Annotated in this window: 20 protein-coding genes; 6 read left to right on the plus strand and 14 right to left on the minus strand. The window is 72.8% G+C overall.

What is annotated here, in order from left to right:
* The first annotated feature begins 32 nt into the window (after positions 1-32).
* Both JNX00_RS09045 and JNX00_RS09050 read left to right on the plus strand, forming a co-directional pair.
* Positions 33-1,130: a branched-chain amino acid ABC transporter permease gene (locus JNX00_RS09045; RefSeq protein ID WP_070398055.1), complete on the plus strand. Its 1,098-nt coding sequence runs from the start codon at positions 33-35 to the stop codon at positions 1,128-1,130.
* Complete coding sequence (locus JNX00_RS09050) at positions 1,127-1,999, plus strand: alpha/beta hydrolase (RefSeq protein WP_204744744.1); 873 nt, start codon at positions 1,127-1,129, stop codon at positions 1,997-1,999. Before JNX00_RS09045 ends, JNX00_RS09050 begins: the two co-directional genes overlap by 4 nt.
* A gap of 10 nt (positions 2,000-2,009) precedes the next feature.
* Here JNX00_RS09050 and hemH read toward each other — a convergent pair whose 3' ends face one another.
* Positions 2,010-3,098: a ferrochelatase gene (hemH, locus tag JNX00_RS09055; RefSeq protein WP_204744745.1), complete on the minus strand. Its 1,089-nt coding sequence runs from the start codon at positions 3,096-3,098 to the stop codon at positions 2,010-2,012.
* 19 nt (positions 3,099-3,117) lie between these two features.
* Here hemH and JNX00_RS09060 point away from each other — a divergent pair, with 19 nt between their 5' ends.
* The 3 genes from JNX00_RS09060 to JNX00_RS09070 are packed head-to-tail and all read left to right on the plus strand — an operon-like array spanning position 3,118 to position 4,979.
* Complete coding sequence (locus JNX00_RS09060) at positions 3,118-3,861, plus strand: HAD family hydrolase (protein WP_204744746.1); 744 nt, start codon at positions 3,118-3,120, stop codon at positions 3,859-3,861.
* Positions 3,862-3,874: 13 nt separating this feature from the next.
* Positions 3,875-4,525: a glutathione S-transferase family protein gene (locus tag JNX00_RS09065; RefSeq protein WP_204744747.1), complete on the plus strand. Its 651-nt coding sequence runs from the start codon at positions 3,875-3,877 to the stop codon at positions 4,523-4,525.
* Between the two features lie 22 nt (positions 4,526-4,547).
* Positions 4,548-4,979 (plus strand): GNAT family N-acetyltransferase, encoded by a 432-nt coding sequence (locus JNX00_RS09070; protein WP_070398050.1) that lies wholly within the window; start codon positions 4,548-4,550, stop codon positions 4,977-4,979.
* Positions 4,980-4,994: 15 nt separating this feature from the next.
* Here JNX00_RS09070 and JNX00_RS09075 read toward each other — a convergent pair whose 3' ends face one another.
* The 11 genes from JNX00_RS09075 to JNX00_RS09125 all read right to left on the minus strand — a co-directional run bounded on the left by JNX00_RS09075 (position 4,995) and on the right by JNX00_RS09125 (position 17,864).
* On the minus strand, positions 4,995-5,456 hold the full coding sequence (locus JNX00_RS09075; protein WP_070398049.1) for an SH3 domain-containing protein: 462 nt from the start codon (positions 5,454-5,456) through the stop codon (positions 4,995-4,997).
* Positions 5,457-5,616: 160 nt separating this feature from the next.
* Positions 5,617-6,930 (minus strand): hydroxysqualene dehydroxylase HpnE, encoded by a 1,314-nt coding sequence (gene hpnE, locus JNX00_RS09080; protein WP_204745032.1) that lies wholly within the window; start codon positions 6,928-6,930, stop codon positions 5,617-5,619.
* A 65-nt stretch (positions 6,931-6,995) separates the two neighbouring features.
* Positions 6,996-7,862, minus strand: coding sequence for a presqualene diphosphate synthase HpnD (hpnD, locus tag JNX00_RS09085; protein ID WP_204744748.1), 867 nt, complete (start codon positions 7,860-7,862; stop codon positions 6,996-6,998).
* Between the two features lie 66 nt (positions 7,863-7,928).
* The gene (locus tag JNX00_RS09090) at positions 7,929-10,322 is read right to left on the minus strand and encodes a hypothetical protein (protein WP_204744749.1); all 2,394 of its coding nucleotides are present in this window, start codon (positions 10,320-10,322) and stop codon (positions 7,929-7,931) included.
* A 79-nt stretch (positions 10,323-10,401) separates the two neighbouring features.
* Positions 10,402-10,899: a spore coat U domain-containing protein gene (locus JNX00_RS09095; RefSeq protein ID WP_070398046.1), complete on the minus strand. Its 498-nt coding sequence runs from the start codon at positions 10,897-10,899 to the stop codon at positions 10,402-10,404.
* The gene (locus tag JNX00_RS09100) at positions 10,896-13,190 is read right to left on the minus strand and encodes a fimbria/pilus outer membrane usher protein (RefSeq protein WP_204744750.1); all 2,295 of its coding nucleotides are present in this window, start codon (positions 13,188-13,190) and stop codon (positions 10,896-10,898) included. The genes JNX00_RS09095 and JNX00_RS09100 overlap by 4 nt, the downstream gene beginning before the upstream one ends.
* Complete coding sequence (locus JNX00_RS09105) at positions 13,171-13,863, minus strand: fimbria/pilus periplasmic chaperone (protein WP_204744751.1); 693 nt, start codon at positions 13,861-13,863, stop codon at positions 13,171-13,173. The genes JNX00_RS09100 and JNX00_RS09105 overlap by 20 nt, the downstream gene beginning before the upstream one ends.
* A 13-nt stretch (positions 13,864-13,876) precedes the next feature.
* Entirely contained in the window at positions 13,877-14,374 is a 498-nt protein-coding gene (locus tag JNX00_RS09110; RefSeq protein WP_070398043.1) for a spore coat U domain-containing protein, read from the minus strand.
* A gap of 208 nt (positions 14,375-14,582) precedes the next feature.
* Positions 14,583-15,065, minus strand: coding sequence for an acyl-CoA thioesterase (locus tag JNX00_RS09115; RefSeq protein ID WP_070398258.1), 483 nt, complete (start codon positions 15,063-15,065; stop codon positions 14,583-14,585).
* An 88-nt stretch (positions 15,066-15,153) separates the two neighbouring features.
* Entirely contained in the window at positions 15,154-16,875 is a 1,722-nt protein-coding gene (locus JNX00_RS09120; protein ID WP_239478290.1) for an FAD-dependent oxidoreductase, read from the minus strand.
* Positions 16,872-17,864, minus strand: coding sequence for a tripartite tricarboxylate transporter substrate binding protein (locus tag JNX00_RS09125; RefSeq protein ID WP_070398041.1), 993 nt, complete (start codon positions 17,862-17,864; stop codon positions 16,872-16,874). The genes JNX00_RS09120 and JNX00_RS09125 overlap by 4 nt, the downstream gene beginning before the upstream one ends.
* A 103-nt stretch (positions 17,865-17,967) precedes the next feature.
* Between JNX00_RS09125 and JNX00_RS09130 the strand changes: the two genes are divergently transcribed.
* On the plus strand, positions 17,968-18,876 hold the full coding sequence (locus JNX00_RS09130) for a LysR family transcriptional regulator (RefSeq protein ID WP_070398040.1): 909 nt from the start codon (positions 17,968-17,970) through the stop codon (positions 18,874-18,876).
* A 38-nt stretch (positions 18,877-18,914) separates the two neighbouring features.
* On the opposite strand, the gene JNX00_RS09135 is transcribed toward JNX00_RS09130, so the two are convergent.
* Positions 18,915-20,135 (minus strand): HlyD family efflux transporter periplasmic adaptor subunit, encoded by a 1,221-nt coding sequence (locus tag JNX00_RS09135; RefSeq protein ID WP_204744752.1) that lies wholly within the window; start codon positions 20,133-20,135, stop codon positions 18,915-18,917.
* On the minus strand, positions 20,132-22,498 hold the full coding sequence (locus JNX00_RS09140) for an ABC transporter permease (RefSeq protein ID WP_204744753.1): 2,367 nt from the start codon (positions 22,496-22,498) through the stop codon (positions 20,132-20,134). The genes JNX00_RS09135 and JNX00_RS09140 overlap by 4 nt, the downstream gene beginning before the upstream one ends.
* Between the last annotated feature and the right edge of the window lie 4 nt (positions 22,499-22,502).

The following is a 22,502-nucleotide window of genomic DNA, read 5'->3' on the forward strand; positions in this document are numbered from 1 at the left end:
CCGTTCTTCGGTCCTGAGAGGCTCGATCCACCATGTTTTCCCGTCTGCTCTCCCACGACCTGCCGCGCAGCCGCTGGCTGGCGCTGCTGCTCACGCTGCTGGTGCTGGGCCTGGCCTTCGCGCCTTTCCTCTTCCCCGGCGTGAAGGCGCTCAACGTCGCGGCCAAGGTGCTGATCTTCATCGCGCTGGTGGTCAGCTTCGACCTGCTGCTGGGCTACACCGGCATCGTCAGCTTCGCGCACACCATGTTCTTCGGCATCGGCGCGTATGGCATCGCCATCTCGGCCAGCGCGCTGGGCCCCACCTGGTGGGCGCTGGTCGTGGGCGCCGTGGGCGCGCTGCTGCTGTCCTTTCTGCTGTCGCTGCTCATCGGCCTGTTCTCGCTGCGCGTGCGGGCGATCTTCTTCGCCATGATCACGCTGGCCGTGGCCTCGGCCTTTCTCACGCTGGCATCGCAGCTGTCGGACATCACCGGCGGCGAAGACGGCCTGACCTTCCGCCTGCCCGAGCTGCTGTCGCCCGGCTTCGCGCTGATGGAGGAGGATTTCCAGGGGCCCTTCGGCGCCGTGCCACTCAACGGCCGCTTCATCACCTACTACCTGCTGTTCGTGAGCGTGGCGGCCATGTTCCTGGTGATGCTGCGCATCGTGAACTCGCCCTTCGGCCGCGTGCTGCAGGCCATCCGGGAGAACGACTTCCGCGCCGAGGCCCTGGGCTACCGCGTGGTGGTCTACCGCACGCTGTCCAACGTGATCGCCGCGTCCTTCGCCACGCTCGCGGGCTGCCTGCTCGCGCTCTGGCTGCGCTACAACGGGCCGGACACTTCGCTGTCCTTCGAGATCATGCTGGACATCCTGCTCATCGTCGTGATCGGCGGCATGGGCACGCTGTACGGCGCCATCATCGGCAGCGTGGTCTTCCTGGTCGCGCAGAGCTACCTGCAAGATCTGCTGCGCTGGCTCGGCGGGCTCTTCGAGGGCCTGCCGCTGCTGCCCGCGCTGCTCACGCCCGACCGCTGGCTGCTGTGGCTGGGCTTGCTGTTTGTGCTGTCCGTCTACCACTTTCCCACGGGTGTCGTCGGCAAGCTGCGCGAGCGCGCGGCGCACCAGGCGACGAAGGAGTCGACATGAACTTCGCCGCTCTCGAACCGCGCTCGCGCTACATCACCTGCGAGGAGCGCGAGATCCACTTCATGGACTGGGTGCCCGCGCAGGCCGGTGGCCCGGTGGTGGTGGCCTGGCACGGCCTGGCGCGCACCGGGCGCGACATGGACCCGCTGGCCGCGCACCTGTGCGCCCAGGGCTGGCGGGTGATCTGCCCCGACACCATCGGGCGCGGGCTGTCGCAGTGGAGCCCGGACCCGAAGGCCGAGTACTGTCTGGACTTCTATGCGCGCCTGGCGAAGTCGCTGGTCGACCAGCTGGGCCTGAAGCAGTTCCATTGGGTGGGCACGTCCATGGGCGGTGCCATCGGCATGGTCTGCGCGGCCGCAGCGCTGCGTGGGCGCATCGAGCGGCTGGTGCTCAACGACATCGGCCCACAGCTCGCGGCGCCGGCGGTGCAGCGCATCCGCAGCTACGCGGGCAGTCCCTCGGCCTTCAACACCATGCGCGAGCTGGAGCAGTACTTCCGCGCCGTCTACAAGCCCTACGGCCACTTGCCCGACGCGCAGTGGCGCCTGCTCAGCGAAAGCTCCATGCGCCGGCTGCCCGACGGCCGCGTGACGCCGCACTACGACCCGGCCATGGTGCAGCAGTTCGAGCACCACCCCGACGACTACGAGCTCTGGCCGGTGTTCGACACCATCGATGTGCCCGTGCTGTGCCTGCGCGGCGCGGAGTCCGACCTGCTGTTGGCCGAGACCGCCGAGGCCATGCGCGACCGCGGACCGCGCGCCCTGGTGGTGACCATCCCCGGCTGCGGACACGCGCCCGCGCTCAACGTGCCCGATCAGCTGGAGCTGGTGCAGCGCTTCCTGAGCGATCCGCGCGCGCACTGAGCGCGCGGGCTCAGTCCTTCGCGCCCAGGGCCAGTGCGCGTTCGCGGCTGGCGGCCCGCTCGGCCTCGCCGGCCGGCGCCGTGGGCCAGCCCTGCAGGTGGCGCGCGGCGATGTCGCCCAGCGCCTGGATCCACTCGGGGCGGTCGTTGAGGCAGGGGATGTAGGCGAAGCGTTCGCCGCCGGCCTGCAGGAATGCGGCGCGCGCTTCCATGTCGATCTCTTCCAGGGTCTCGATGCAGTCCGCCACGAAGCCGGGACAGATCAGGTCCACGCTTTTCACGCCCTGGCCCGCCAGCTTCACCAGCGTGGGCTCGGTGTATGGCTGCAGCCATTGGGCTTTGCCGAAGCGGCTCTGGAAAGTGACGGTGAAACGCTCCGGCGCCAGGCCCAGCGCCTGCGCCAGCAGCCGCGCGGTCTTGTGGCACTCGCAGTGGTAGGGGTCGCCCAGGTGCAGGGTGCGCTCGGGCACGCCGTGAAAACTCATCACCAGCCGCTCGGCCTGGCCGTGGGCCTGCCAGTGCTGGCGCACCGGGCGCGCGAGCGCCTCGATGTAGCCCGGGTCGTCGTGGTAGCGGTTGACGAAGCGCAGCTCGGGCACGGCGCGCTGGCGCGCGCTCCAGGCGTTCACGGCGTCGATGAGGCTGGCGGTGGTGGCCCCGCTGTACTGCGGGTAGGCCGACAGCACCAGCACGCGCGTGGCGCCCTGGGCCTTGACCTCGTCGAGCACCGAGGCGATGGAGGGATGGCCGTAGCGCATGGCGTGGCGCACCAGCACCGCGTGCCCGCGCTCGCCCAGGTGGCCCAGCAGGCGCTTGGCCTGTTTCTCGGTCCAGACCTTCAGCGGCGAGCCCTCGGGGGTCCAGACGCTGGCGTACTTGGCGGCCGACTTCGCGGGCCGCACGCGCAGGATCACGCCGTGCAGGATGGGCCACCACAGCAGGCGCGGGATCTCGACCACGCGCGGGTCGGCGAGGAACTCGGCCAGGTAGCGTCGCAGGGCGGCGGGCGTGGGCTCGTCGGGGGTGCCCAGGTTGCACCAGATCACTGCCGTGCGCTCGGCGCGGCCATGGGGGAGGGGCGGTTCGGTCGCGAAGGGCATGCGCTATTCTCTCGCAAGCATGAAAGACGATTCCTTGAGTCCGGGGCCCGCCGGGTCCGGCGCCGCCGCGCTGGAGCCGTCGCGCGTGCGCGCGATCAGCATCGACCTCGACGACACCCTCTGGCCCATCGCGCCCACCATCGAGCGCGCCGAGGCCGCGCTGCTGGCCTGGTTCCGCGAGCACGCGCCGGCCGCCGCCATCCTCGCCGCCAACCCGCAGTCGCTGCGCGAGGCGCGGCACTTCCTGCAGATCAAGCGGCCCGATCTGTCGCACGACCTGAGCGCGCTGCGCCGCGAGTCCATCCGCTTCGTATTGCTCAAGGCCGGCGACGACCCCGAGCTCGCCGAGGAGGCCTTCGACGTGTTTTTTGCCGAGCGCCAGCGCGTGGAGCTGTTCGACGACGCCTTGCCCGCGCTCGAATGGCTGGCCGGGCGCTACCCGGTGGTGGCCCTGTCCAACGGCAACGCCGACGTGCAGCGCATCGGCCTGGGCCAGCACTTTCGCGCGGCCATCAGCGCGCGCGAGTTTGGCGTCGCCAAGCCCGACGCGCGCATCTTTCACGCGGCGGCCAGCGCGGCGGGCGTGCGCCCCGGCGAGGTGCTGCACGTCGGCGACGACGCGCAGCTCGACGCGCTGGGCGCCTTGGTGGCGGGCCTGCAGGTGGCCTGGCTCAACCGCGACGGCCACGCCTGGGACCACGCGCCGCTGGCGCCGCACACCACCGTGGCCGACCTCATGACGCTGTGCAACCAACTGGCCTGAGGTCGCTCGCCCCATGAGCCTCACCATCCACGGCATTCCCGCGTCGCGCGCCCTGCGCCCGCTGTGGGCCGCGGCCGAGCTGGGCCTGGACGTCGCGCACGTGCCCACGCCTTACGCGGACGGCAGCACGCGCACGCCGGCGTTTCTGGAACTCAACCCCAACGGCCACATCCCGGTGCTGATCGACCGCCGCCCCGAAGGCGAGGTGGTGGTCTGGGAGAGCATGGCCTGCACCCTGTATCTGGCGCGCGTGCACGGCCGGCCCGATGGCCGCGGCATTGCGCCGGCGACGGCGCGCGAGGAAGCCGAGGCCCTGCGCTGGTCGTTCTGGGTGGTCAACGAGGTGGAGCGCGACGCGCTCACGGTTCTGGCGCACCTGCACGCCATGCCCGAAGAGCGCCGCAAGCCCGAGCTCGCGCTGGCGGCCGAGCGGCGCCTGGCGGTGCCCTTGCGCGTGCTCGAACAGCACCTGAAGCGGCAGCAGGTCGCGGGACAGGACTGGCTGGCGGCGGGGCGCTTCACCGTCGCCGACCTGTGCGTGGCCAGCGTGCTGAACTGGGTGCGCGTGTCGCGGCCCCTGCTGGGCGCGCACCCGCTGATGCACGAATGGCTGCGGCGCTGCCTGGAGCGGCCAGCCTACCTGCGCGTGCGCGAGAGCGGCTGAGTTCACGGACGGGAGCGGGCGCATGGCACTCGATTGGCGGCACACCACCGAAGGCATCGATTGGGATGAGCTGAGCGCGCTCTACCGGGACGCTCCGCTGGGCGACAAGCCGCCGGACCTGTTGCGAACGGTGTTCGGCAACAGCCTGTTCAAGTGCTTCGTGTTCGAGGGCGGCCGCCTGGTCGGCGCCGGCCGGGCGCTGGCGGACGGCGCCGACTGCGCCTACCTCTGCGACATCGCCGTGCTGCCCAGCCACCAGGGCACGGGCCTGGGCAAACAGATCGTTGCCCACCTCGTGGAGCGCTCACGCGGCCACAGGAAGATCATCCTGTACGCGGTGCCCGGCAAGGAGCCGTTCTATCGGAAGTTCGGCTTCCTGCGCATGAAGACGGCCATGGCCATCTTCTCGAACCCGCAGCAGCAGCTGGAGCGGGGCTACCTCAGCGAGGACTGAGCGCCCGCCCGCGCTTCACCAGCCCCAGACCAGGCGCTCGGACACCCAGCCCGACTCACCGGTCTCACGCTCCACGCGCACCCAGTCGCCGCGCTTTTCCAGGGTTTTGAGCAGCTCGCCGTACTGGGCCTGCACCACCACCTCGTTGTTCAGGCCGGGGCCGCTGCGCACGTTGAGGATCTTGCTGGTGACGATGTGGTGCGGTTCGTCGCCGGTGAGCGAGCGCGCCACCCAGCCGGTGTCGCCCTCGAAGTCCTTTACCTCAAGCCAGTTGCCGCGCCGCTCGGTCACCTGCAGCGGAAAGCCGCGCCGCAGTTCCCACAGCACGGTGCTTTGCAGGCTGGGGCCATCGCGCATGTTCACGGTGCTGCCGCTGATGCTGACCATGTTCTGGGCATGGGCGCTGATGGCGGCCACACCCAGACTCAGGGCGAACAGGCCGCGGAACAGGGATCGTGCAACGGTGTTGACCGGCATGGCGATGGGCTCCTTTCCTCGGGTCAAGAAACAACAAAGGGGGTGGGAGCCGCTCGCGCGGCCCAGGTTCCCCCGAGGGGCCAAGGTTAACAGCCCCGATTCGCCGTGCCGAGGGGCGAAGCGGTCCATGAGACCGCCGTACGTCACGGATGGGGCGTTTTCAGCGCCCGCGCGCGGCCGCCTGGCCCGCCGCCTGGCCGCTGCGCACCGCGCCTTCGATGGTGGCGGGGTAGGGGCCGTCGACGTGGTCGCCCGCCGCCCAGAGCCCGGGCGCCACCGCGGCCGGTGGGCGGCGCAGGCCGGGCGTGCAGGCGAAGGTGGCGCGCCGCTCGGTGATGGTGCGCAGCGGGATCAGGCCCTGCAGGCCGAGTTGCGCGCGCGCCTGCTCCAGCGTGGCGGCCTGCAGGTCCTCGCGTTCGCCGTGGCTGTCGCTGAGCACGAAGGCCAGCACGCCGGTGTCGGTGGCGCGCAGTCGGCCGCGGTCGAAGGCGAACTGGGCGGGGCGGCCGCGCAGCGACACCATGGGCGCGGGCAAGGGCGGGTGCTCGCGCGGCCCCAGGGCGTAGACCGTGGTGATGGCGGTGTGGGCCAGCGCGGCCGCCGTGCCGGCCCAGTCGGGGGCGATGCCACGCAGTGTGTCGGCCGCCACCGCCGCGGGCGTGGCCCAGACCACGCGGTCGAAGCGCTCGCTCCGGCCTTCGCCGCTGAGCCGCCAGCCCTGCCCGTCCGCCTCGATGCGTTCGATGCGCCGGCCCAGGTGCACGGCGTGGCCGCGCTCGCGCAGCCAGCGCGCGGCCGGGTCGGGGCCGAGTTCGGACAGGTCGTGGCGCGGCAGCAGCAGGGCCGAGGGCGCGAAGCCCGGCGCGCCGCGGCCGAACAGCGCGTCGCGCATCACGCGCAGGAAGGTGGCGCCGCTGGCCTGGTCGGGCGGCAGGTTCAGGGCCGAGACGCACAGCGGCCCGATCAGCTCGTCCATCACGCGCGGGGGCAGGCCCTTACAGACGGTGGCCACGGTGTCCGACGCGCCGCAGGCAAAACCTTGCGCGCGCCAGCGCAGCGACACGCGCAGCAGGGCCAGCCGCTCGGTGGTGCGCCAGCCGCGCGCGCCGAGCATGGCGGCCAGCGCGTCCAGCGGCGCGGGCCAGCGCGCGGCCCAGGGCGGCACCGCCAGGCCCTGGCCGTCGGCGAAGCGCAGCGACAGCGGCAGCGCCAACAGGGCCTCGCGCGGGTTCACGCCCACGGCGCGCATGAAGCCCAGCGTGGCGGTGTAGGCGCCAATGAGGATGTGCTGCCCGTTGTCCAGCGGCAGGGGCGCGCCGTCGGGGTGGGCGATGTCGACCCGGCGGGCGCGCCCGCCCAGGGTGTGGGTGGTCTCGAACAGCGTGACCTGGGCGCCGCCTTGCACGGCGGCCACGGCGGCGGCGCAGCCGGCCCAGCCGCCACCGACGATGGCGACGCTGGGGCCGCTGCCCACCGACGCCCCGTCGCTGGCGGCCTCGGCGCGGGCGCCTTCGGGCGGCCGGACGGCGCCCCCGCCGGTCACAGCCGCCCCAGCGCCTGCACCTTCCAGGCGAGCCAGAACTTGCGCAGCGGCGTCAGGCTCACGCGGCGCGTGAGCACCAGCAAGGGCTCGGCCGCGATCTCGCGCAGCAGCGTGCGGTAGATGCTGGCCATCATCAGGCCGGGTTTCTGGCTGCGGCGGTCGGCGTCGGGCAGCAGGGCCAGGGCCTCGTCGTAGGTGGCCAGTGCGCGTTGGCATTGGAAGGCCATGAGCGCGGTGAAGCGGCGCTGAAAGTCGGCCGTCTCGCCACCCGGCGCTGCGCCGCGGCGCAGCAGCTCGTGCGCCTTCACGTCGAAGCGCTGCAGCTCGTCGATGGGCAGGTAGATGCGCCCGCGCACCGCGTCCTCGCCCACGTCGCGCACGATGTTGGTGAGCTGGAAGGCCAGGCCCATGCGGTGCGCGTACTCGGTGGTGCGCGCCTGCGTCTGGCCGAAGATGCGCGCGGCGACCTCGCCCACGAGGCCGGCCACCAGGTGGCAGTAGCGCTGCAGGTTGGCGAAGTCGAGGTAGCGGCTCTGCTCCAGGTCCATCTGGCAGCCGTCGATGACGCCCAGCAGGTGGCGCGCCTCGATGCCGTAGGCGGCGGCCAGCGGCATCAGGGCTTGCGTCACCGGGTGGCTGGGCTGGCCCGCGAAGGCCTGCGCCACCTCGCCGCGCCACCAGGCCAGCTTGGTCTGCGCCACGCCCGGATCGCTCACCTCGTCGACCACGTCGTCCACCTCGCGGCAGAAGGCGTAGAACGCGGTGATGGCGGCGCGCCGCTCGGGCGGCAGGAAGAGGAAGGCGTAGTAGAAGCTGCTGCCGGAGGCGGCGGCCTTCTGCTGGACGTAGTCTTGCGGGCTCATGGGGTGCCACGAGTGTACGCATGGCGCCCCAGGGCCCCGGGGGCGCCGCTTGCGCCGCGCCTGGCGTCAGCCGGCGAAGGGCGGGGGTTCGGCGGCCGGCGTGTCGGCCGCGGGCAGGGGGGCGGTGGCCTCGGGCCGTTCGGGGCCCAGCGCCCGCCAGGCCGCCTGCAGCTGGGCCAGGCCTTCGGGCCGCCGCAACCGCGCGATGTGCTTCGCGCTGGGCTGTAACAGCGTGCTGCCGAACAGCTCGACCGGGGCGGGCAGACGGCTGCTTTTTTCGCGCATGTCCAAGCGCAGCAGCGTGTGGCGCAGGACCGCGGCCAGTTCGGCGCAGGCGGCCTCGGCCGCAGCGGTGTGCTCGACGGGCGGCATGGCGAAATCGACGATGAAGTGCAGCAAGTCGGGCGAATACTCGCAGACGATGGTGTCCCGTTCCAGCGAGGCGACCAGCAGCCCTTGAGTCAGGGGGCGCCACTCTGGCACGTCGGCGACGACGCTCTTGTCGAGCGTGTGCAGTACGTGCACGAGCATCGCTTCGGTCTTCGTGCCTCTGGCCAGTTGGCTCAGTCCAAAGGACAAGGCACCAAGAGCCTGTTGCTCGGCAGGGGAGACGCCGGTCAACGGGCCCCGCTCCACGCACAGCTTCAGCAGCGTGGTGGCGGACAGTGGCGCGCGCAGCACCAGGGCGACCAGGCGCTCTCGCTCGGGCGTGGTCCAAGGGGTGCCGGCCGGTAGGGTCTGCAGCCACAGGGTCAGCCGCTCGCCGAGCGGGGCGCCGTCCAGCTGGCCGAGCAGGCGCAGCGCTTCGTCGATGGTGGTCGAGGTTGGCGTGGGAAAGGCGCTGAGGGTGAACTCCACCAGCCGCTCGATGAGCGCGCGGGGGGGCTGGGGGCCGTTCGCGAGATCCTCGATGTATTGCACAAGCTGCCTCTGGCGCCGCCGCGTGAGCTTGGTCGAGGCCGCGTCGTCGCGCGACAGATAGAGGCGCACCGCGCGGTCCACCGGGTGCTTGTCGAACGATGGCAGCCAGGACGCCATCGCCTCGCGCGTGTCGTCTATGCCTTGTTCGAGCGCGAGTTGCTGCGGGGTCTTCTGACCCATGGCGTCCAGGGCCGCTTGCACGGCCTTGGCCTGGGCGTCGTTCCCACAGACGGCGTGCAGCGTTCGCATCAACGCCAGGGCGCTGCTGCCGTCCAGGCCATGGGCGCCCAGCAGGCGGTGGACCTTCTGGATGTCGAGCACCAGCCGCGCCGCGAGTGCCTGCCGCTCCTCTGCCGCGCCCATGGCGCCCAGGCGCTGGATGTCCAGCCTGATGCCCCGCAGGCGAAGCCCGGCCACGCAGCCCGGGGCCTGGTGCTGTCGCGCAACCGATTCAAAGGTCTGCAGCCATTCGGCGGGGAGCGCGCCACGGGCGACCAGCTCGCCAACGCGTGCGCACAGCGCCTTCAATACCCCGCGGGGCAGGGCGCCGGCCCGCGCGGGCCGGGCGCGGCCGTGGGGCGGTGGGGTGAGCCGGCCGAGCAGGGCCCTGCCGCAGCTTTCGATCAGGTCGATTTCCCGGCCACCCTGGTGGTGGGCGGCCAGGCTCAGGGCCGCGAGCAGGTTGGCCGCGCCGGGAATCTGCAGTGCCTGCAACTGGTGGGCGAACCAGACCAACTGGTCGAAGCGCCCCCCACGCTCGTCGCCCGGAGGCACGAGGCAGTGCCGGCAGCCGCCCTCGTCCCACACCGTGAGCGCTGGGGGCTCGCCCGACTGCAGGGTGTCGAACGCCTGCCGCAGGTCGTCGCGCTCCAGGGCCTGGCGGCGCTGCTCGGCGCTGGCGCCGAGCTGGTCCAGCAGGGCGTCGAAGGCGGGGTGGGGCGGCGCTTCCTTCTCTGCTGAAAGGAACAGCGCGAGTTCATCGCGCGACAGCCGGTTCGCCTGGGCGCAGTCGCTGGCCAGGCCCTGCAGGGCCTGCAGCAGGCGGGGGTCGATGTCTCCGCGCGACTGGCGAACGGCCTGGCCGCAGGCGAGCATGAGCCTGGGCATGTGGGGGTGGTGAGGGTCTTTCAGTTGCAGCACGGTCGCCGACAGCACGAACACGGCGGTCCTCTGTCGGTGCTGGAGCAGAAACTGGCCGAGGTGCAGCAGGTGCTCCACCTGCTGCGCATTCGCTGGCGTGGCGCTGCAGTGCCAGCCGCCGTTGCCATCCCAGACGCGCAGCACCGGGGGGCGGCTGTCGAGCAGGGCATTGAGCGTCGACTCCAAGGCCTGCGTGGCCTGCGCGAGGACCCGCTGGTCCTGGATGTTCAGCGCTTCCTCCAGGAACCGCGCGTTGCGTCGGTTGGCTTCGTTGCGGCTGGAGGGCAGGGGGTTGTCGGTGGCCTCGGTGCCGCTTCGGTGGATGAGGGGCTTGTGCTCGGCGCGGGGGATGAACGGTGGCTTGGGGGTCGAGAAGAAGAAGGAGGAGAAGCGTTGCATGTCGAGGGAAAGCGCGAGCGGATGGGAAGCGCCTTCAGTAACCTCCACGTCCTGCGCGGCTCATCACTTTTTCCTCACCTCAGTAGGTCACCGTCAGCACCACGCTGTCGCTGTAGCTGCCGGCCGGCACGCTCTGGTTGGCGGGGATGCGGCCATAGAGGGTGTGCGACTTGCTGCCTGGCAGGCACACCAGGTTGAGCAGGCTGGTGGTGATGGTGCCGCCGGTGGTGGGACCGCTGGCGCCGCCATCGCCCCAGGGCTGCTGGCGCAGGCTGTCGCTGAACAGGCCGTAGGCCAGGCGGCCCGCGCCGGCGGCCATTTGCCGCTGGGCGCCGCTGGCGTGGTCGCCCACGGACAGCGAGAGCGTGTAGCTGCTCTTGCAGGCGAGCAGCAGGTACTGCGGCGTGCAGGTGACCAGCACGGCCGCGCTGCTGTCGGCGCGCGCGCCGCCGGGCGAGGTGTAGTTGCCGAAGGCCAGGGCCGTGGCGCTCACGCCGCAGCTCTGCGCCCGGGCGGCGGTGCCGCAGAGCAGGCCGGCCAGCAGGAGCAGTGCGCGCAGGAGGGGCTTGGTGTTCATGGTGTGCAGGTCAATGGGCCCAGGGTGGCGGCGGCGCCCTGGTCCGGCGGGAGCGCAAAGCTCACCCGGCACAGGCCCTGTGGGCCTTCGACGCGCAAGGTGTTGAGGTCCCCGAGATCGGTGAGCCAGACCTGGCCACCGTGGGCGAAGGGCGCGCCTTCGTCGCTGGCCGGGGCGCCAGCGGGCATGCGGTAGGCGCGCGCGCCCGGTGGCACGGGGCTGCCGTCGGGCAGGCGCACGCTGACCAGCGCCGAGCGCGTGCGCCGGGCAGGAAAACGCACGCGCACCACGGTCTGCGCGGGCGGGCGCACCTGCAGCTCGGGCACGCCCAGCACCACGTCCAGCGGCAGTACGTCGGCGGCCACGCCCAGGGTGTTTTCTTGCCAGGGCTGCAGGCCCCAGACCCAGGCCCGACCTTGGGCGTCGGTGACGGCGGTGTCGCGGTGGTTGAGGCGCACGCCCACGCCGCCCATGCCCTCGATGTCCACGCGCGCGGCGGCGGCCTCGCCGATGGTGCGGCCCAGCATGGGCTGACCGCCGATCCACAGCACGCCGCCCTGCGCCGCGACGCGCAGATGGGCCTCGGGGTCGTGGCGCCATTTCGTGGCCTGCGCCTCCACGCGGCCGAGTGGGCCCAGCCAGCTCACACCGGCCAGGGCGCTCAGCGCGTCGCTGCCCCCCTGCAGGCGCCAGCCCAGGCCGCCGGCGTCGGGCTCGCTGCGCTGCGCCTGCACGGTGAGGCCGGCGTCGCCACCGGCCTGCGCGCGCGCGGCCAGCGTGGTGTCGGGACTCAGCGCGCGCGTGAACAGCACGGCCGCGCTGAGCTGGCCTTCGCGCCGGTACAGGCTCAGGCCCGCGTGCCAGTGCGCACCCAGGCGGCGCTGCAGGCCGGCCGTGAGCACGCGTGTGTCCTGCCCCTGCGCGCCGCGCTGCCAGACCAGGCCACCGGACACGCTGGTCTGGCCGATGCTGGTGCCGGCGAACAGGGTGGCGCGCCGCTGCGGCAGGCGAGAACCATCGAGCGAGCGGAAGCCGGTGCCGGCGGTTTCGATCGTGGCGCTCAGGCTACCGGCGCGCGCCACGCGCTCGAAGCCGATGGCCGTGCGCTGGCCGGCGCCAGCGCCGTCGGCCTGGCTGCGCCCGAGCTGCAGGCTGAGCACGCCCGCGCCCGCCACCACCCAATGCGCGCCCAGGTGCACGGCGCGCACGGCCTGGCCCACCTCGGCGCGGCCCAGCAGGGTGAGCGTGTCGCTGAGGCCGTGGCGCAGGCTGCCGGCGACAAAACCGCCACCGTAGGTGTCCCTGGCCGAGGCGTAGCCGCGGCGCAGCACGCCGGCTTCCACGCAGTGCTCGCGCAGGCCCTGGCGCAGCAGGCGCGGGCTGCTGTAGTAGGGCACCACCTGCACGCGCTCCACGCCCAGCAGGTCGCGCTGCACCACGCGGATCTCGCCCGCGCCGGTCACGCCGGGCAGCTGGTCCAGGGTGTAGTTGCCCGGGCCCACCTGGGCGCTGCCGACGGGGCGGTTGTCGATCAGCAGGTCCACGCCGCTGGGCACCTGCGCGCTGCCCGACACCGAGGGCAGGGGCTGGGTGACGAGGTCGGGGCGCAGGCTGAAGTCGGTGCCGTATTGCGCGCCAGCGAAGCGCAGCGCGGGCGCGAGCTCGCCGCCACAGGTGATGGCGTCGCCCAGGCTGGCGCGCCGCAGGCCGCTGGGGTCGCTGTGCTGCAGGCTGGTGTCCAGCCGCTGCCAGCGTGGCAGTCCGGCCGGGTTGGCGCCGGCGCGCAGCACGCCGCTGGCGCGCGCCAGGCCGCCGGTGCTCCAGCCGAAGCCGCGCAGGTCGAGCAGGGCGGCGGTGCTGCTCCGGCCGCCGCTGCGTTCGGCGTTGACGCTGTAGTCCATGGCCAGGCCGGGCAGGGGTTCCATCAGCGGCGCCTCGCCGTCGGTTCGACCGTCCAGGCGCAGGCGCTGGGCCAGGAACTGCTCGGGCGGCGCCTGCAGCGCCAGCCGCTGCTGGGCCTTGTCGAAGCGGGGCGACCAGTCCTGCAGACCATGGTGCGCCACGCCGGCGATGGTGCGCGGCGGATCGGCGGGGCGCAGGCGCCAGCGCGCCAGGGTGTCGGCCGTGGCATACCAGCGGCCGTCATCCTCCATCAGGGGAGCGAAGCCGTCGACGCGTTCGCCATTGAGCCAGACCTCCAGCAGGCGCGGCGCGGGTTCGGCGCGCGCGGGCGTGATCGCGCCGCACAGGCCGAGGGCGAGCAGCAGGGCCTCAACGCGGCGCCACCGCATCGACCACCCCGCGAAGCGGCCCCGCGCTGGTGTCGGCGTCGTAGCGCGTGGTGGCGGCCGACCAGCCGGCCGGCAGCGTCCAGCGGCACAACTGGCCGGGCAAGGCGTAGCAGGGGCCGAAGTGTGTGCTGCCGCCCTGGTCCGACACGAGCTGCAGGCCATGCACGTGCAGGTGGCGCCCGCCAGCGTTGTGCAGCTCCAGCGTGTCGCCGTGGCGCTGCCATTGCGGCTGGGCGGCGGGCGTGGCCACGCCGGTGACGAACACCGGCAGGCTCACGCGCAGCAGCAGCTGCACGCCGTCGTCCGCGTCCCCGGGCGTGGGCACCTGGCTCAGCCAGAGGCGGTGGCTGCGCTCCACGCCCGACTCCACCGCCTGGCGCAGGCCCACGCGCACCACCTGGGTGGCGCCCGGCGCAAGCTCGAAGATCGGCGGGTTGACGATGAGCGCCTGCGTGGGCTTGAGCTGGTCGGCCCCGCCGTCCTGGCTCCAGTCGAAGGCCTCGGCCTGCAGCAGCAGGGGGCGGGTGGTGGGGTTGTGCACCGTCAGTTGCGAGGCCGTGGCGCGGCTGCCCAGTTCCAGCCGCACGGGCCGCACCTGGAAGGCCAACGCGGCCGGCGGGAAGGCCAGCGCCAGAACCACTGGCGCGAGCAGCGGCGCGAGCAGGCGCTTCATGCCGCACCGCGCCTCAGTAGGTGGCGGTCACGGTGATGGTGTCGGCGTAGACACCCACCGTGGCGGTGGCGCTGGACGGGACCCGACCGTACACGGTGAAGGACTGCAGCAGGCCGGTGCCGGTGCTGCTGTTGAACACGGTGCCGTTGGTGCCATCGCCCCAGAGCTGGGTGCGCCCGGCGTCGCGGTAGAGGCGGTAGGCCAGGGTGTCCGTGCCACTGGTCATGCGCCGGTCGGCCACCGTGGCGCCACTGCCGGTGCCGGCGTCGAGCGAGAGGCTGTAGGGCGTGCCCACGGTGCAGGTGGCGGTGACGACGGTGCTGCTGTCGGCCTGCACGCCGGGCGACACGATGCCGAACGCCAGGGGGATGCCGCCGACCACCGTGCAACTGGCCAGCACGGTGGCCGTGACGCCGAAGGTGGCGCTGCTTTGCGCGAGCGCGGGCAGCGTGGCCAGACACAGGCTGGCGGCGGCCAGGGTGCGGCGAATGGGGGTGTGACAGCGGGACATGGGGACCTCCGGTACAGACATCGAGACCTCAGCCGCACGGTCCGGGTGGGGTGCGTGCCTGTCTGCGATCTCGGAGGCCCGCAATCTATCTTTAGAGCGCGCGTGTTTCGGGCTCAGGTTTTCTTGAGGTTTGACCGCAAGTCGCAAGCTTTCCCGGCACGGGGCGGCGCGCGCTGTCAAGCTTTCCCGGCAGGCCGGGCGGCGCGGCTCAGCTCGCCTGGCGCAGGGCCTCGGTGCGCTGCGCGAACTCCTGGCGCAGCTGCTTGCGCACGCGCGCCGCGGCCTGGCGGCGATGTTCGTCGGGCGTGGCGGGCTTGAGCGGTGGCACCGGCACGGGCTTGCCGCCGTCGTCCACCGCCACCATGGTGAAGAAGCAGCTGTTGGCGTGGCGCACCACCTGCGAGCGGATGTTCTCGGCCACAACCTTGATGCCGACCTCCATGGACGAGGTGCCGGTGTGGTTGATGGAGGCCAGGAAGGTGACGAGTTCGCCCACGTGGATGGGCTGCAGGAACATCACCTGGTCCACCGAGAGCGTGACCACGTAGCGCCCCGCGTAGCGGCTGGCGCAGGCGTAGGCCACCTGGTCCAGCAGCTTGAGGATGGTGCCGCCGTGCACATTGCCCGAGAAGTTGGCCATGTCGGGCGTCATGAGCACGGTCATGCTCAGCTGGTGGGTGGGGAGGTCCATGGCCGGTTCGATGGGGTGCACGCGGGGTGCGCCAATGTACACGGCATGGGGGCCCCCGCCGGCGCGGGGCCGGCGGGGGCGGGCGGCCTCAGGCCAGCGCGGCGCTGGGGTGGGGCGCGGCGCCGGTGTCCGTGCGGGCGGCGCCGCGCAGCAGCGCCACCAGCGCGCGCGCGTCGGCGGGCACCGTGTCGCCGCGCCAGACCACGTGCTGGTCGGGCCGGCACAGCAGCAGGGCGTGGCGGTACTCGGGCGGGCGCTGCGCTTCGCGGGAAACGTCCAGCACCGTCAGCGGCACGCCGGCCTCGGCGGCGGCGTCGAGCAGGGGCTGGGCCTCGGTGCCGGCCTGCGTGAGCAGCAGCGTGTAGCCGGCGCCGAAGGCGTCGTACAGCGATCGGCCGTCGGCCAGCCAGAAGTGCGGCGCGCGGCAGCCCGGCACCGTGGAGGGCGTGAAGTCGCCCATGGTGTAGGCCGGCGCGGCCTCGCCATCGGCCGCGATGATGGGCGAGCCGCTGTAGTAGTAGCCGTAGTTCAGGCCCGCGCAGCAGAACTGCTGCACGTTGAGCTGGTAGGCCTCGTCGCCGATGAGGGCGCGCGCCGCCGCGCCGGCCGCGTCGGCGGCTTCGATGTTCGGCGGCACCGCGCTGCGCGCCTTGATCATCTTCTGCGCGTGGTCCATGGCGAAGCGCGACACCTGCTCGGTGATGGGCTGGCGTTCGGCCTCGTAGGCGTCGAGCATGGACGGGTCGGCCCAGCCCTGCACTTGAGCGGCCAGCAGCCACGACAGGTTGAGCGCGTCGGCGATGCCCGCGTTCATGCCGTAGCCGGCATAAGGCACCCACAGGTGGGCGGCGTCGCCGGCGATGAAGGCGCGCCGGTCGCGGAAGCGGTCGGCCACCAGGCGGCGGCCCACCCAGTCCTCTTTGGAGATGACCTCGTACTGGAAGTCGTCGCCCACGCCCAGGATGTGGCGGATGCTCTGGTCGCGGTCCACCGAGTCGAACTCGGTCTCGTGCGGGTTGAGGTGGTTGTGCACCAGCCAGGTCTCGCGGCCGTCGATGGCGAAGGCCGTGCCGCAGCGGCGCGGGTTCACCGAGTAATAGCACCAGGCGGGCTTGCCGGGCAGGCGGCCCAGCAGGTCCTTGGCGCGGATGTAGGTGGACTGCACGCGCTGGATCACGGCCGTGCCCTCGAAGCGCGCGCCGATGGCCTTGCGCACGCCGGAGGCGCCGCCGTCGCAGCCGACCAGGAAGCGCGCGCGCACGCGGCGCGTGGCGCCACCGTCCAGGCCGACGAGCGTGGCCGTGACGCCATCGGCGTCCTGTTCGAAGCCGTCCACGCGTGTGCGGTTGAGCAGGGTCACGTTCGGCAGCGCCGCCGCGTGTTCCAGCAGGATGGGCTCCAGGTAGATCTGGTTGATGCGGTGCGGCGGCTCGGCGGTGGGCCACCAGGTGTCGGGGCCGCCGTTGTCGACGAAGCGCTCCAGCCGGTTCGGGATGGGGATGCGGGTGAGCTCGATGCCCGTCATGGCGGTGCGGAACACCACGTCGTTGGGGTGTTCGTCGGGCAGGCCCGCCTGGCGCAGCCGGTTGGCCACGCCAAGCTGGCGGAAGCGTTCCATGGTGCGCGAGGCCACGTGGTTGCACTTCACGCTGGGCGGCTCCTTGTAGGCACGCAGCTCGGCGATGGTGACGCGCACACCGCGTCCGGCGAGGTCCATGGCGAGCGTCAGGCCCACGGGGCCGGCGCCCACGATGAGCACATCGGTGGTGGGCACGCCGGTCGTATCGGTCAGGGGGGAGGAGGGGCTCATTCGAGTTTGATGCCAGCGGTGCGGATCACCTTGGCCCACTTGGTGGTTTCGGACTTGATGTAGTCGCCGAAGGCTTTGGGCGTGGTCGGCGCGGGCTCCACGCCGAGGCCGCGGATGGTGGCCTGCGTGGCGGGGTCGTTGAGCGCCTCGACCAGGGCCGCGTTGAGCTTGTTGACGATGGCGTCCGGCGTGGCCGCGGGCGCGACGATGCCGAACCAGCCCACCGATTCGTAGCCCGCCAGACCGGCCTCGGCCACGGTGGGCACGTCGGGCAGGGCGGGCACGCGCTTGTCGCTGGTGACGGAGAAGGCCTGCAGCTTGCCGGCGCGGATGTGCGGCAGCGCGGCGGGCAGGTCGGTCACGGCCAGCGGGATCTGGCCCGCCAGCGCGTCCACGGCGGCGGGCCCGGAGCCGCGGTAGGCCACCTGCACGATCTTCGTGCCCGCCATCTGGTCGAACAGCGAGGCCGTGAGGTGCATGGCCGTGCCGTTGCCGCCGTGGCCGATGGTCAGCTTGCTCGGGTCGCGCTTGGCCAGGGCGATGAGTTCGGCCTGCGTGCGCACGCCCACCGAGGGGTGGCCCACGAACACGAAGGGGATGGCCGCCACCAGCGAGACCGGCTTGAAGTCCTTCACCGGGTCGTAGGGCATCTGGGGGTAGAGGCTGACGTTGGCCGACAGCGCGCCGGCCGCGCCAAGGCCCACGGTGTGGCCATCGGGCTCGGCCTTGGCCACGGCGGTTAGGCCGATGTTGCCGCCCGCGCCGGGGCGGTTCTCGATCACCAGCGGCTGGCCCAGCTTCTCGCTCACGCGCGGGCCGATGGCGCGCACGATGGCGTCGGCGCTGCCGCCGGGCGGGAAGGTCACGATCACGCGGATGGGCTTGGTGGGCCAGGCGGCCTCGTTGGCCAGCGCGGGGGCGGCGAGCGCGAGCAGGGCGCTGGCGCCAAGGGCGGCGCCCAGCGCGCGCCGGAGGGCGGAAGGCTTCATTGACTTGTCTCCTGTTTCTGGTGGTGCTTGTCCGCCCGCGATTCAACCCGCTCTCGATTCATGCGTAAAGTAAAACTTATCGAACCATTTATTATTTGAACTCATGAATACAGACGCCCGCTTCCTCCCCAGCATGCGCCAGCTGCGCGCCTTCGCGGCGGTCTACCACCTGCGCAAGGTGAGCGCGGCGGCCGAGCAGCTGTCGGTCACGCAGTCGGCGGTGAGCCTGTCGCTGCGGCAGTTGGAAGAGGGCCTGGGCGCGCGCCTGTTCGACCGCACCACCCGCACCCTGCAGCCCACCCAGGCCGCGCACGAGGCCATCGTGCTGGCCGAGCGCATCCTGCGCGACGCCGAGGCCCTGGGCGCGGGCACGCTGGAGCTGTCGCAGCTGCGGCGTGGGCGCGTGAGCGTGGCCGTCACGCCCACGCTGGCCGAGCTGCTGCTGCCGGCGGCGGTGGTGCGCTTTCGCGAGCGCCACCCGGGCATCCACGTCGACATCAACGATTGCGCGCCCGACCAGTTCGTGTCGCGCGTGGTGGGCGAGCAGGTGGACTTCGGCATCGGCGTGCCCGAACAGGCCGGCGCCGACGTGGACACCGACACCCTGGTGCGCGACCACCTGGCGGTGGTCTGCCCGGCGGGGCATGCGCTGGCGGGCCGCTCGCGCCTGCGCTGGGCCGACCTGGACGGCCAGCCGGTGATCACCGTGCGCCCGGGCTACGGCGTGCGGCCGCTGATCGATGCCAGCGCGGCGCGCGCGGGCGTGCGGCTGCGCGTGGTGCACGAGGTGACCTTCCTCTCCACCGCGCTGTGGATGACGCGCGCCGGCATGGCCATTGCCATCATGCCGGCGGCGTATGCGCGCGCGGCGCGGCCGCAAGAACTGGCGGTGCTGCCGCTGAGCGCGCCGCGCGTCTCGCGCGACATCTGCATCGTGACCAAGCGCGGGCGCGCGCTGTCGCTGACGGCGCAGGCGCTGGTGCGCGAGGTCCGTGCGGCGCTGCGGGCCTAGCGACCCACGCCGGTGATGGCCGCAGCGGATGCCAGGCCTCAGCGCTCGCGCACGCGCTGTCCCTCGCGCACCCCGTTGCCCGGGTACAGCACCACCCGCTCGCCGGCGCGCAGCCCATCGGTGGCGACGGCCTGCTCGGTGCCGCGCGGCCCCAGGGTGAGGGCGCGCGCCCGCGCCCTCCCGTCCCCGTCCACCACGAAAACCTGCCAGCCGGTGGGCGTGCGCACCAGGGCCGCGTTCGGCACCAGCAGCGCGTCGGCCTGCGCCAGCGTCACGATGCGGGCCTCGACGCGGTAGCCATCGCCCAGCGGCAACTGGCCGGGCCAGGGAGCGGCCGGCTCCACGTGCACGTTGACGCGCTGCTCCTCGATGCCGAGCGCGGACACCTTGGTGAAGGCCACCGGCTCCACGCGTGTGACGCGCCCCGGCAAGGCCGGCAGGCCGCTGCCCGCCTGCAGCGTGACCGCCGCGCCCGGCGGCACGCGCGCCGCGTCGCCCGACAGCAGGTCCACGATGGCTTCCAGCCGCGTGGTGTCGCCCAGCTCCATCAGGGCCTGCCCTGCGCCCACCGGGCCCGCGCTGTCGCGGTGCACCGCGATCACGCGGCCCGCGATCGGGCTGCGCAGCGTCCACAAGCCCTCGCTGGCGTCGCCGCCGCCGTCGGCGCGCGCCAGTGCCGCGCGCGCCTCGCTCAGTCCGTGTGCCGCCACGCGCTGCTCGGCCTGCGCACCGGCCAGGGCCTGGCGCGCCGCCGTGAGGTTGAGCTGGGCCTGTTCGCGCGCCGACGGCGCCACGAACTGCGCGCGCGCCAGTTCCTCGCTGCGCCGAGCGTCCAGCTCGGCCTGGGCCAGGGCGGCCTGCGAGCGCGCCGCCTGCGCCCGCGTGGCCGCCAGAGCGGCCTCGGCGCTGCCCACGCGCTGGCGCAAGACCTCGCGCGTGCGGCTGTCGATCATCGATGGCGCCGCGGGCCGCAGCACGGCCAACGGCTCGCCCTCGGCGACGGTGTCGCCCACCTTCAGGCCGGGCCGCAGCAGCTCGCCGGCGGTGGGTGCCGCCACGGTGTAGCGCTGCAGCAGGCGCAGCACGCCGTCCTCCTCGATGGCTTGTTCGAAGTCGCCGCGCTGCACGGTGGCGATCTCCACCGGCAAGGCCGCGGGCCGCAAGGCCCAGGCGAGCAGGGCGGCGATGGCCAGGGCCACGGCCGTGGCGGCGGTGATGAGGCGCACGCGGCGTCTGCGCGGGGTTGTGTCGTCGTTCATTCGCGCACCTTCAGAACAGCCACCAGGTCGAGCCGGTCGACGTGGCGGCGCACGAGCAGGGCACTGGCCGCGCCCGCGGCCAGCACGATGAGCGCCGCCCACGCGTAGGTGGACGGCGCGATGATCACGGGAAAGTCGATGTTGTCCGATGACATGAGGCGCATGAGCAGGCCGGCCAGCGCGCGCCCCGCGAGCAGGCCCAGCGGCAGCGCCAGCAGCAACTCCACGGCGAGCTGGCCCAGCAGCAGCACCGAGACCTCGGCGCGCGTCATGCCCAGCACGCGCAGGCTGGCCAGGTCCCAGGCGCGTTCGGACAGCGCGATGCGCGCGGCGTTGTAGGTGATGCCCACCGCCATGGCGATGGCGAACAGCGTGAGGATGGCGCTGAAGGCCCCCATGTTGTGCTGGGTGCGCTCGTCGAAGGTCTGTTGGACCGAGCGCTTGTCGAACACCCCGCCGATCGAGGGCGCGGCCTTCACGGCCGACCAGAACGCCGGCATCGAGGCCGGGTCCACCTGCAGCACGGCTTGCGACAGGCCCGCGCCGTCGCGCGTGAGGCGCTGCAGGGTGGACAGGCGCATGTAGGCCTGCTGGCCCATGAGCGCGTGCACCTCGGCCACCACGGGCAGGTCGATCTGGCGCCGGTGGCCGGTGCGAAACACCACCGTCACGGTGTCGCCCACGCGCGCGTCCAGGGCGCGCGCGAGCAGGTGCGACAGCACGAGGCCCTCGTCGGGCAGTTCCACCGCGCCGAGCGGATCGTCCACCACGCGCAGCAGCCGCGCCCCCGGTGGCATGCCGCCGACGCTGGCGTCTTTCCAGCGCGCGCCGTGGTGCACGCGCACGGCCTCGTTGCGGTAGCCCTCGGCCTGCAGCACGCCGGGCAGGCGGCGCAACTCGTGCAGCACGCCCTCGGGCGCGCGCGGCTCGAACTGCAGCGCCACGTTGCCGGGCTGCACCTGGCGGAACTGCACGTCCACGATGTGGGCGATGGCGTCGAGCCAGAAGGCGCCCGAGATCTGCAGCGCCATGGCCATGGCCACGCCGCCGATGGTGAAGGCGGTACGCCAGGGCCGGTGCTGCACGTCGCGCAGCACCAGCAGCGGCGCGGCGCGCACGCGCCGGCCCGCCAGGCGCTCCAGCAGCGTGCGCCGGTAGTGCGGCGGTGCCGGCGGCAGCATGGCCTGGGCCGGGCGCAGCCGCACCACGGCGCGGATCGAGGCCCAGGTGCCCAGGCCCGCCGCCAGCAGCGACAGCAGCACCGACACGCCTACGGCGGCGGCCGTGGTGCGGTAGGCCAGGGCATCGAAGCGGAACACCGGCTCGTACAGGCCCAGCATGAGCCGGCCGATGACGGCGCTGAGCAGCAGCCCGCCGAGCACGCCCAGGCCGGCCACCACCAGCGCCAGCTGCAGGTAATGCCTGCCGATGACCGCGTCGTCGTAGCCCAGGGCCTTGAGCGCGGCGATCTGCGGGCGCTGCGTGGCCACCTGGCGCGCCAACACGCCATTGAGGATGAACATCGCCACGCCAAGAAAGATGGCGGGCAGCACCGTGCCCATCACGCGCAGCTGGTCGAGTTCGTCGTCCACCACGCGCGCCGAGAGCTGGTCGGCGCGCGCCACCGCGCCCAGCGAGCCATAGGGTTCGAGCAGGCGGTCCAGCGCGTCGATGACGGCCTCGCTGGAGGCGCCGCTGTCCAGCCGCAGCGCGGCCTGGTTGAAGGCGCCTTGCAGGTCCAGCAGCTCGCCCAGGCGGCGCGCGTCGGTCCACCAGATGCCGAAGCTGCGCTCGTCGGGCGCGGCGCCGCCGGAGGCGAACACGTACTCGGGCGAGATCGCCAGGCCGACGATGCGCACCGTCTGCTGCCGGCCGTTGAGCACGGCCCGCGCGCTGTCGCCGGGCTTGAGGCCGCGCGCCTTGGCGAAGGCCTCGCTCACCAGCGCTTCCAGGGTGGTGCCCGCCTCGGGCCAGCGCCCCTCGCGCAGCCGCAAGGCGTTGAGCCCCTGTTCGCCGCGCTGCACGCGCGCCAGGTCCAGCGCCACGAAGCGGCCCGTCACGGGCGGGCCGGGGTCGCCCAGATCGACGCGCGCGTCGAAGGCCAGACCGGTCTTCACCTCGGCCACGCCGGGCAGGGCGGCGATGCGCTCGCGCAGCGCCAGCGGCGCGCGCTTGAGCGCGACGAACACGTCGGCCAGGCGGTGGCTGGCGTAGAACCGTTCGCGCGCGTCCAGCAGGGACGCGTGCACCGAGAACAGGCCGACGAAGCCGCCCACGCCGATGGCCACCACCATGGCGATGGTCAGCACCTGGGCGCGCAGGCGCCACAGGTCGCGGCCCAGCTTGATGTTCAGTGCGCGCATGGGC

The sequence above is a fragment of the Hydrogenophaga sp. YM1 genome, assembly GCF_016903055.1.
GTDB classification, from domain to species: Bacteria; Pseudomonadota; Gammaproteobacteria; order Burkholderiales; family Burkholderiaceae_C; genus Hydrogenophaga; species Hydrogenophaga borbori.

Excerpts from the sequence above, each read along its gene's own strand:
- JNX00_RS09070 (WP_070398050.1), top strand. The coding sequence starts at position 4,548 with ATGGCACTCGATTGGCGGCACACCACCGAAGGCATCGATTGGGATGAG.
- JNX00_RS09115 (WP_070398258.1), bottom strand. The coding sequence starts at position 15,065 with ATGGACCTCCCCACCCACCAGCTGAGCATGACCGTGCTCATGACGCCC.
- JNX00_RS09105 (WP_204744751.1), bottom strand. The coding sequence starts at position 13,863 with ATGAAGCGCCTGCTCGCGCCGCTGCTCGCGCCAGTGGTTCTGGCGCTG.
- hpnD (WP_204744748.1), bottom strand. The coding sequence starts at position 7,862 with ATGAGCCCGCAAGACTACGTCCAGCAGAAGGCCGCCGCCTCCGGCAGC.
- JNX00_RS09110 (WP_070398043.1), bottom strand. The coding sequence starts at position 14,374 with ATGTCCCGCTGTCACACCCCCATTCGCCGCACCCTGGCCGCCGCCAGC.
- JNX00_RS09045 (WP_070398055.1), top strand. The coding sequence starts at position 33 with ATGTTTTCCCGTCTGCTCTCCCACGACCTGCCGCGCAGCCGCTGGCTG.
- JNX00_RS09125 (WP_070398041.1), bottom strand. The coding sequence starts at position 17,864 with ATGAAGCCTTCCGCCCTCCGGCGCGCGCTGGGCGCCGCCCTTGGCGCC.
- JNX00_RS09050 (WP_204744744.1), top strand. The coding sequence starts at position 1,127 with ATGAACTTCGCCGCTCTCGAACCGCGCTCGCGCTACATCACCTGCGAG.
- JNX00_RS09065 (WP_204744747.1), top strand. The coding sequence starts at position 3,875 with ATGAGCCTCACCATCCACGGCATTCCCGCGTCGCGCGCCCTGCGCCCG.
- JNX00_RS09090 (WP_204744749.1), bottom strand. The coding sequence starts at position 10,322 with ATGCAACGCTTCTCCTCCTTCTTCTTCTCGACCCCCAAGCCACCGTTC.
- JNX00_RS09075 (WP_070398049.1), bottom strand. The coding sequence starts at position 5,456 with ATGCCGGTCAACACCGTTGCACGATCCCTGTTCCGCGGCCTGTTCGCC.
- JNX00_RS09120 (WP_239478290.1), bottom strand. The coding sequence starts at position 16,875 with ATGAGCCCCTCCTCCCCCCTGACCGATACGACCGGCGTGCCCACCACC.
- JNX00_RS09140 (WP_204744753.1), bottom strand. The coding sequence starts at position 22,498 with ATGCGCGCACTGAACATCAAGCTGGGCCGCGACCTGTGGCGCCTGCGC.
- JNX00_RS09100 (WP_204744750.1), bottom strand. The coding sequence starts at position 13,190 with ATGCGGTGGCGCCGCGTTGAGGCCCTGCTGCTCGCCCTCGGCCTGTGC.
- JNX00_RS09130 (WP_070398040.1), top strand. The coding sequence starts at position 17,968 with ATGAATACAGACGCCCGCTTCCTCCCCAGCATGCGCCAGCTGCGCGCC.
- JNX00_RS09095 (WP_070398046.1), bottom strand. The coding sequence starts at position 10,899 with ATGAACACCAAGCCCCTCCTGCGCGCACTGCTCCTGCTGGCCGGCCTG.
- JNX00_RS09060 (WP_204744746.1), top strand. The coding sequence starts at position 3,118 with ATGAAAGACGATTCCTTGAGTCCGGGGCCCGCCGGGTCCGGCGCCGCC.
- hemH (WP_204744745.1), bottom strand. The coding sequence starts at position 3,098 with ATGCCCTTCGCGACCGAACCGCCCCTCCCCCATGGCCGCGCCGAGCGC.
- JNX00_RS09135 (WP_204744752.1), bottom strand. The coding sequence starts at position 20,135 with ATGAACGACGACACAACCCCGCGCAGACGCCGCGTGCGCCTCATCACC.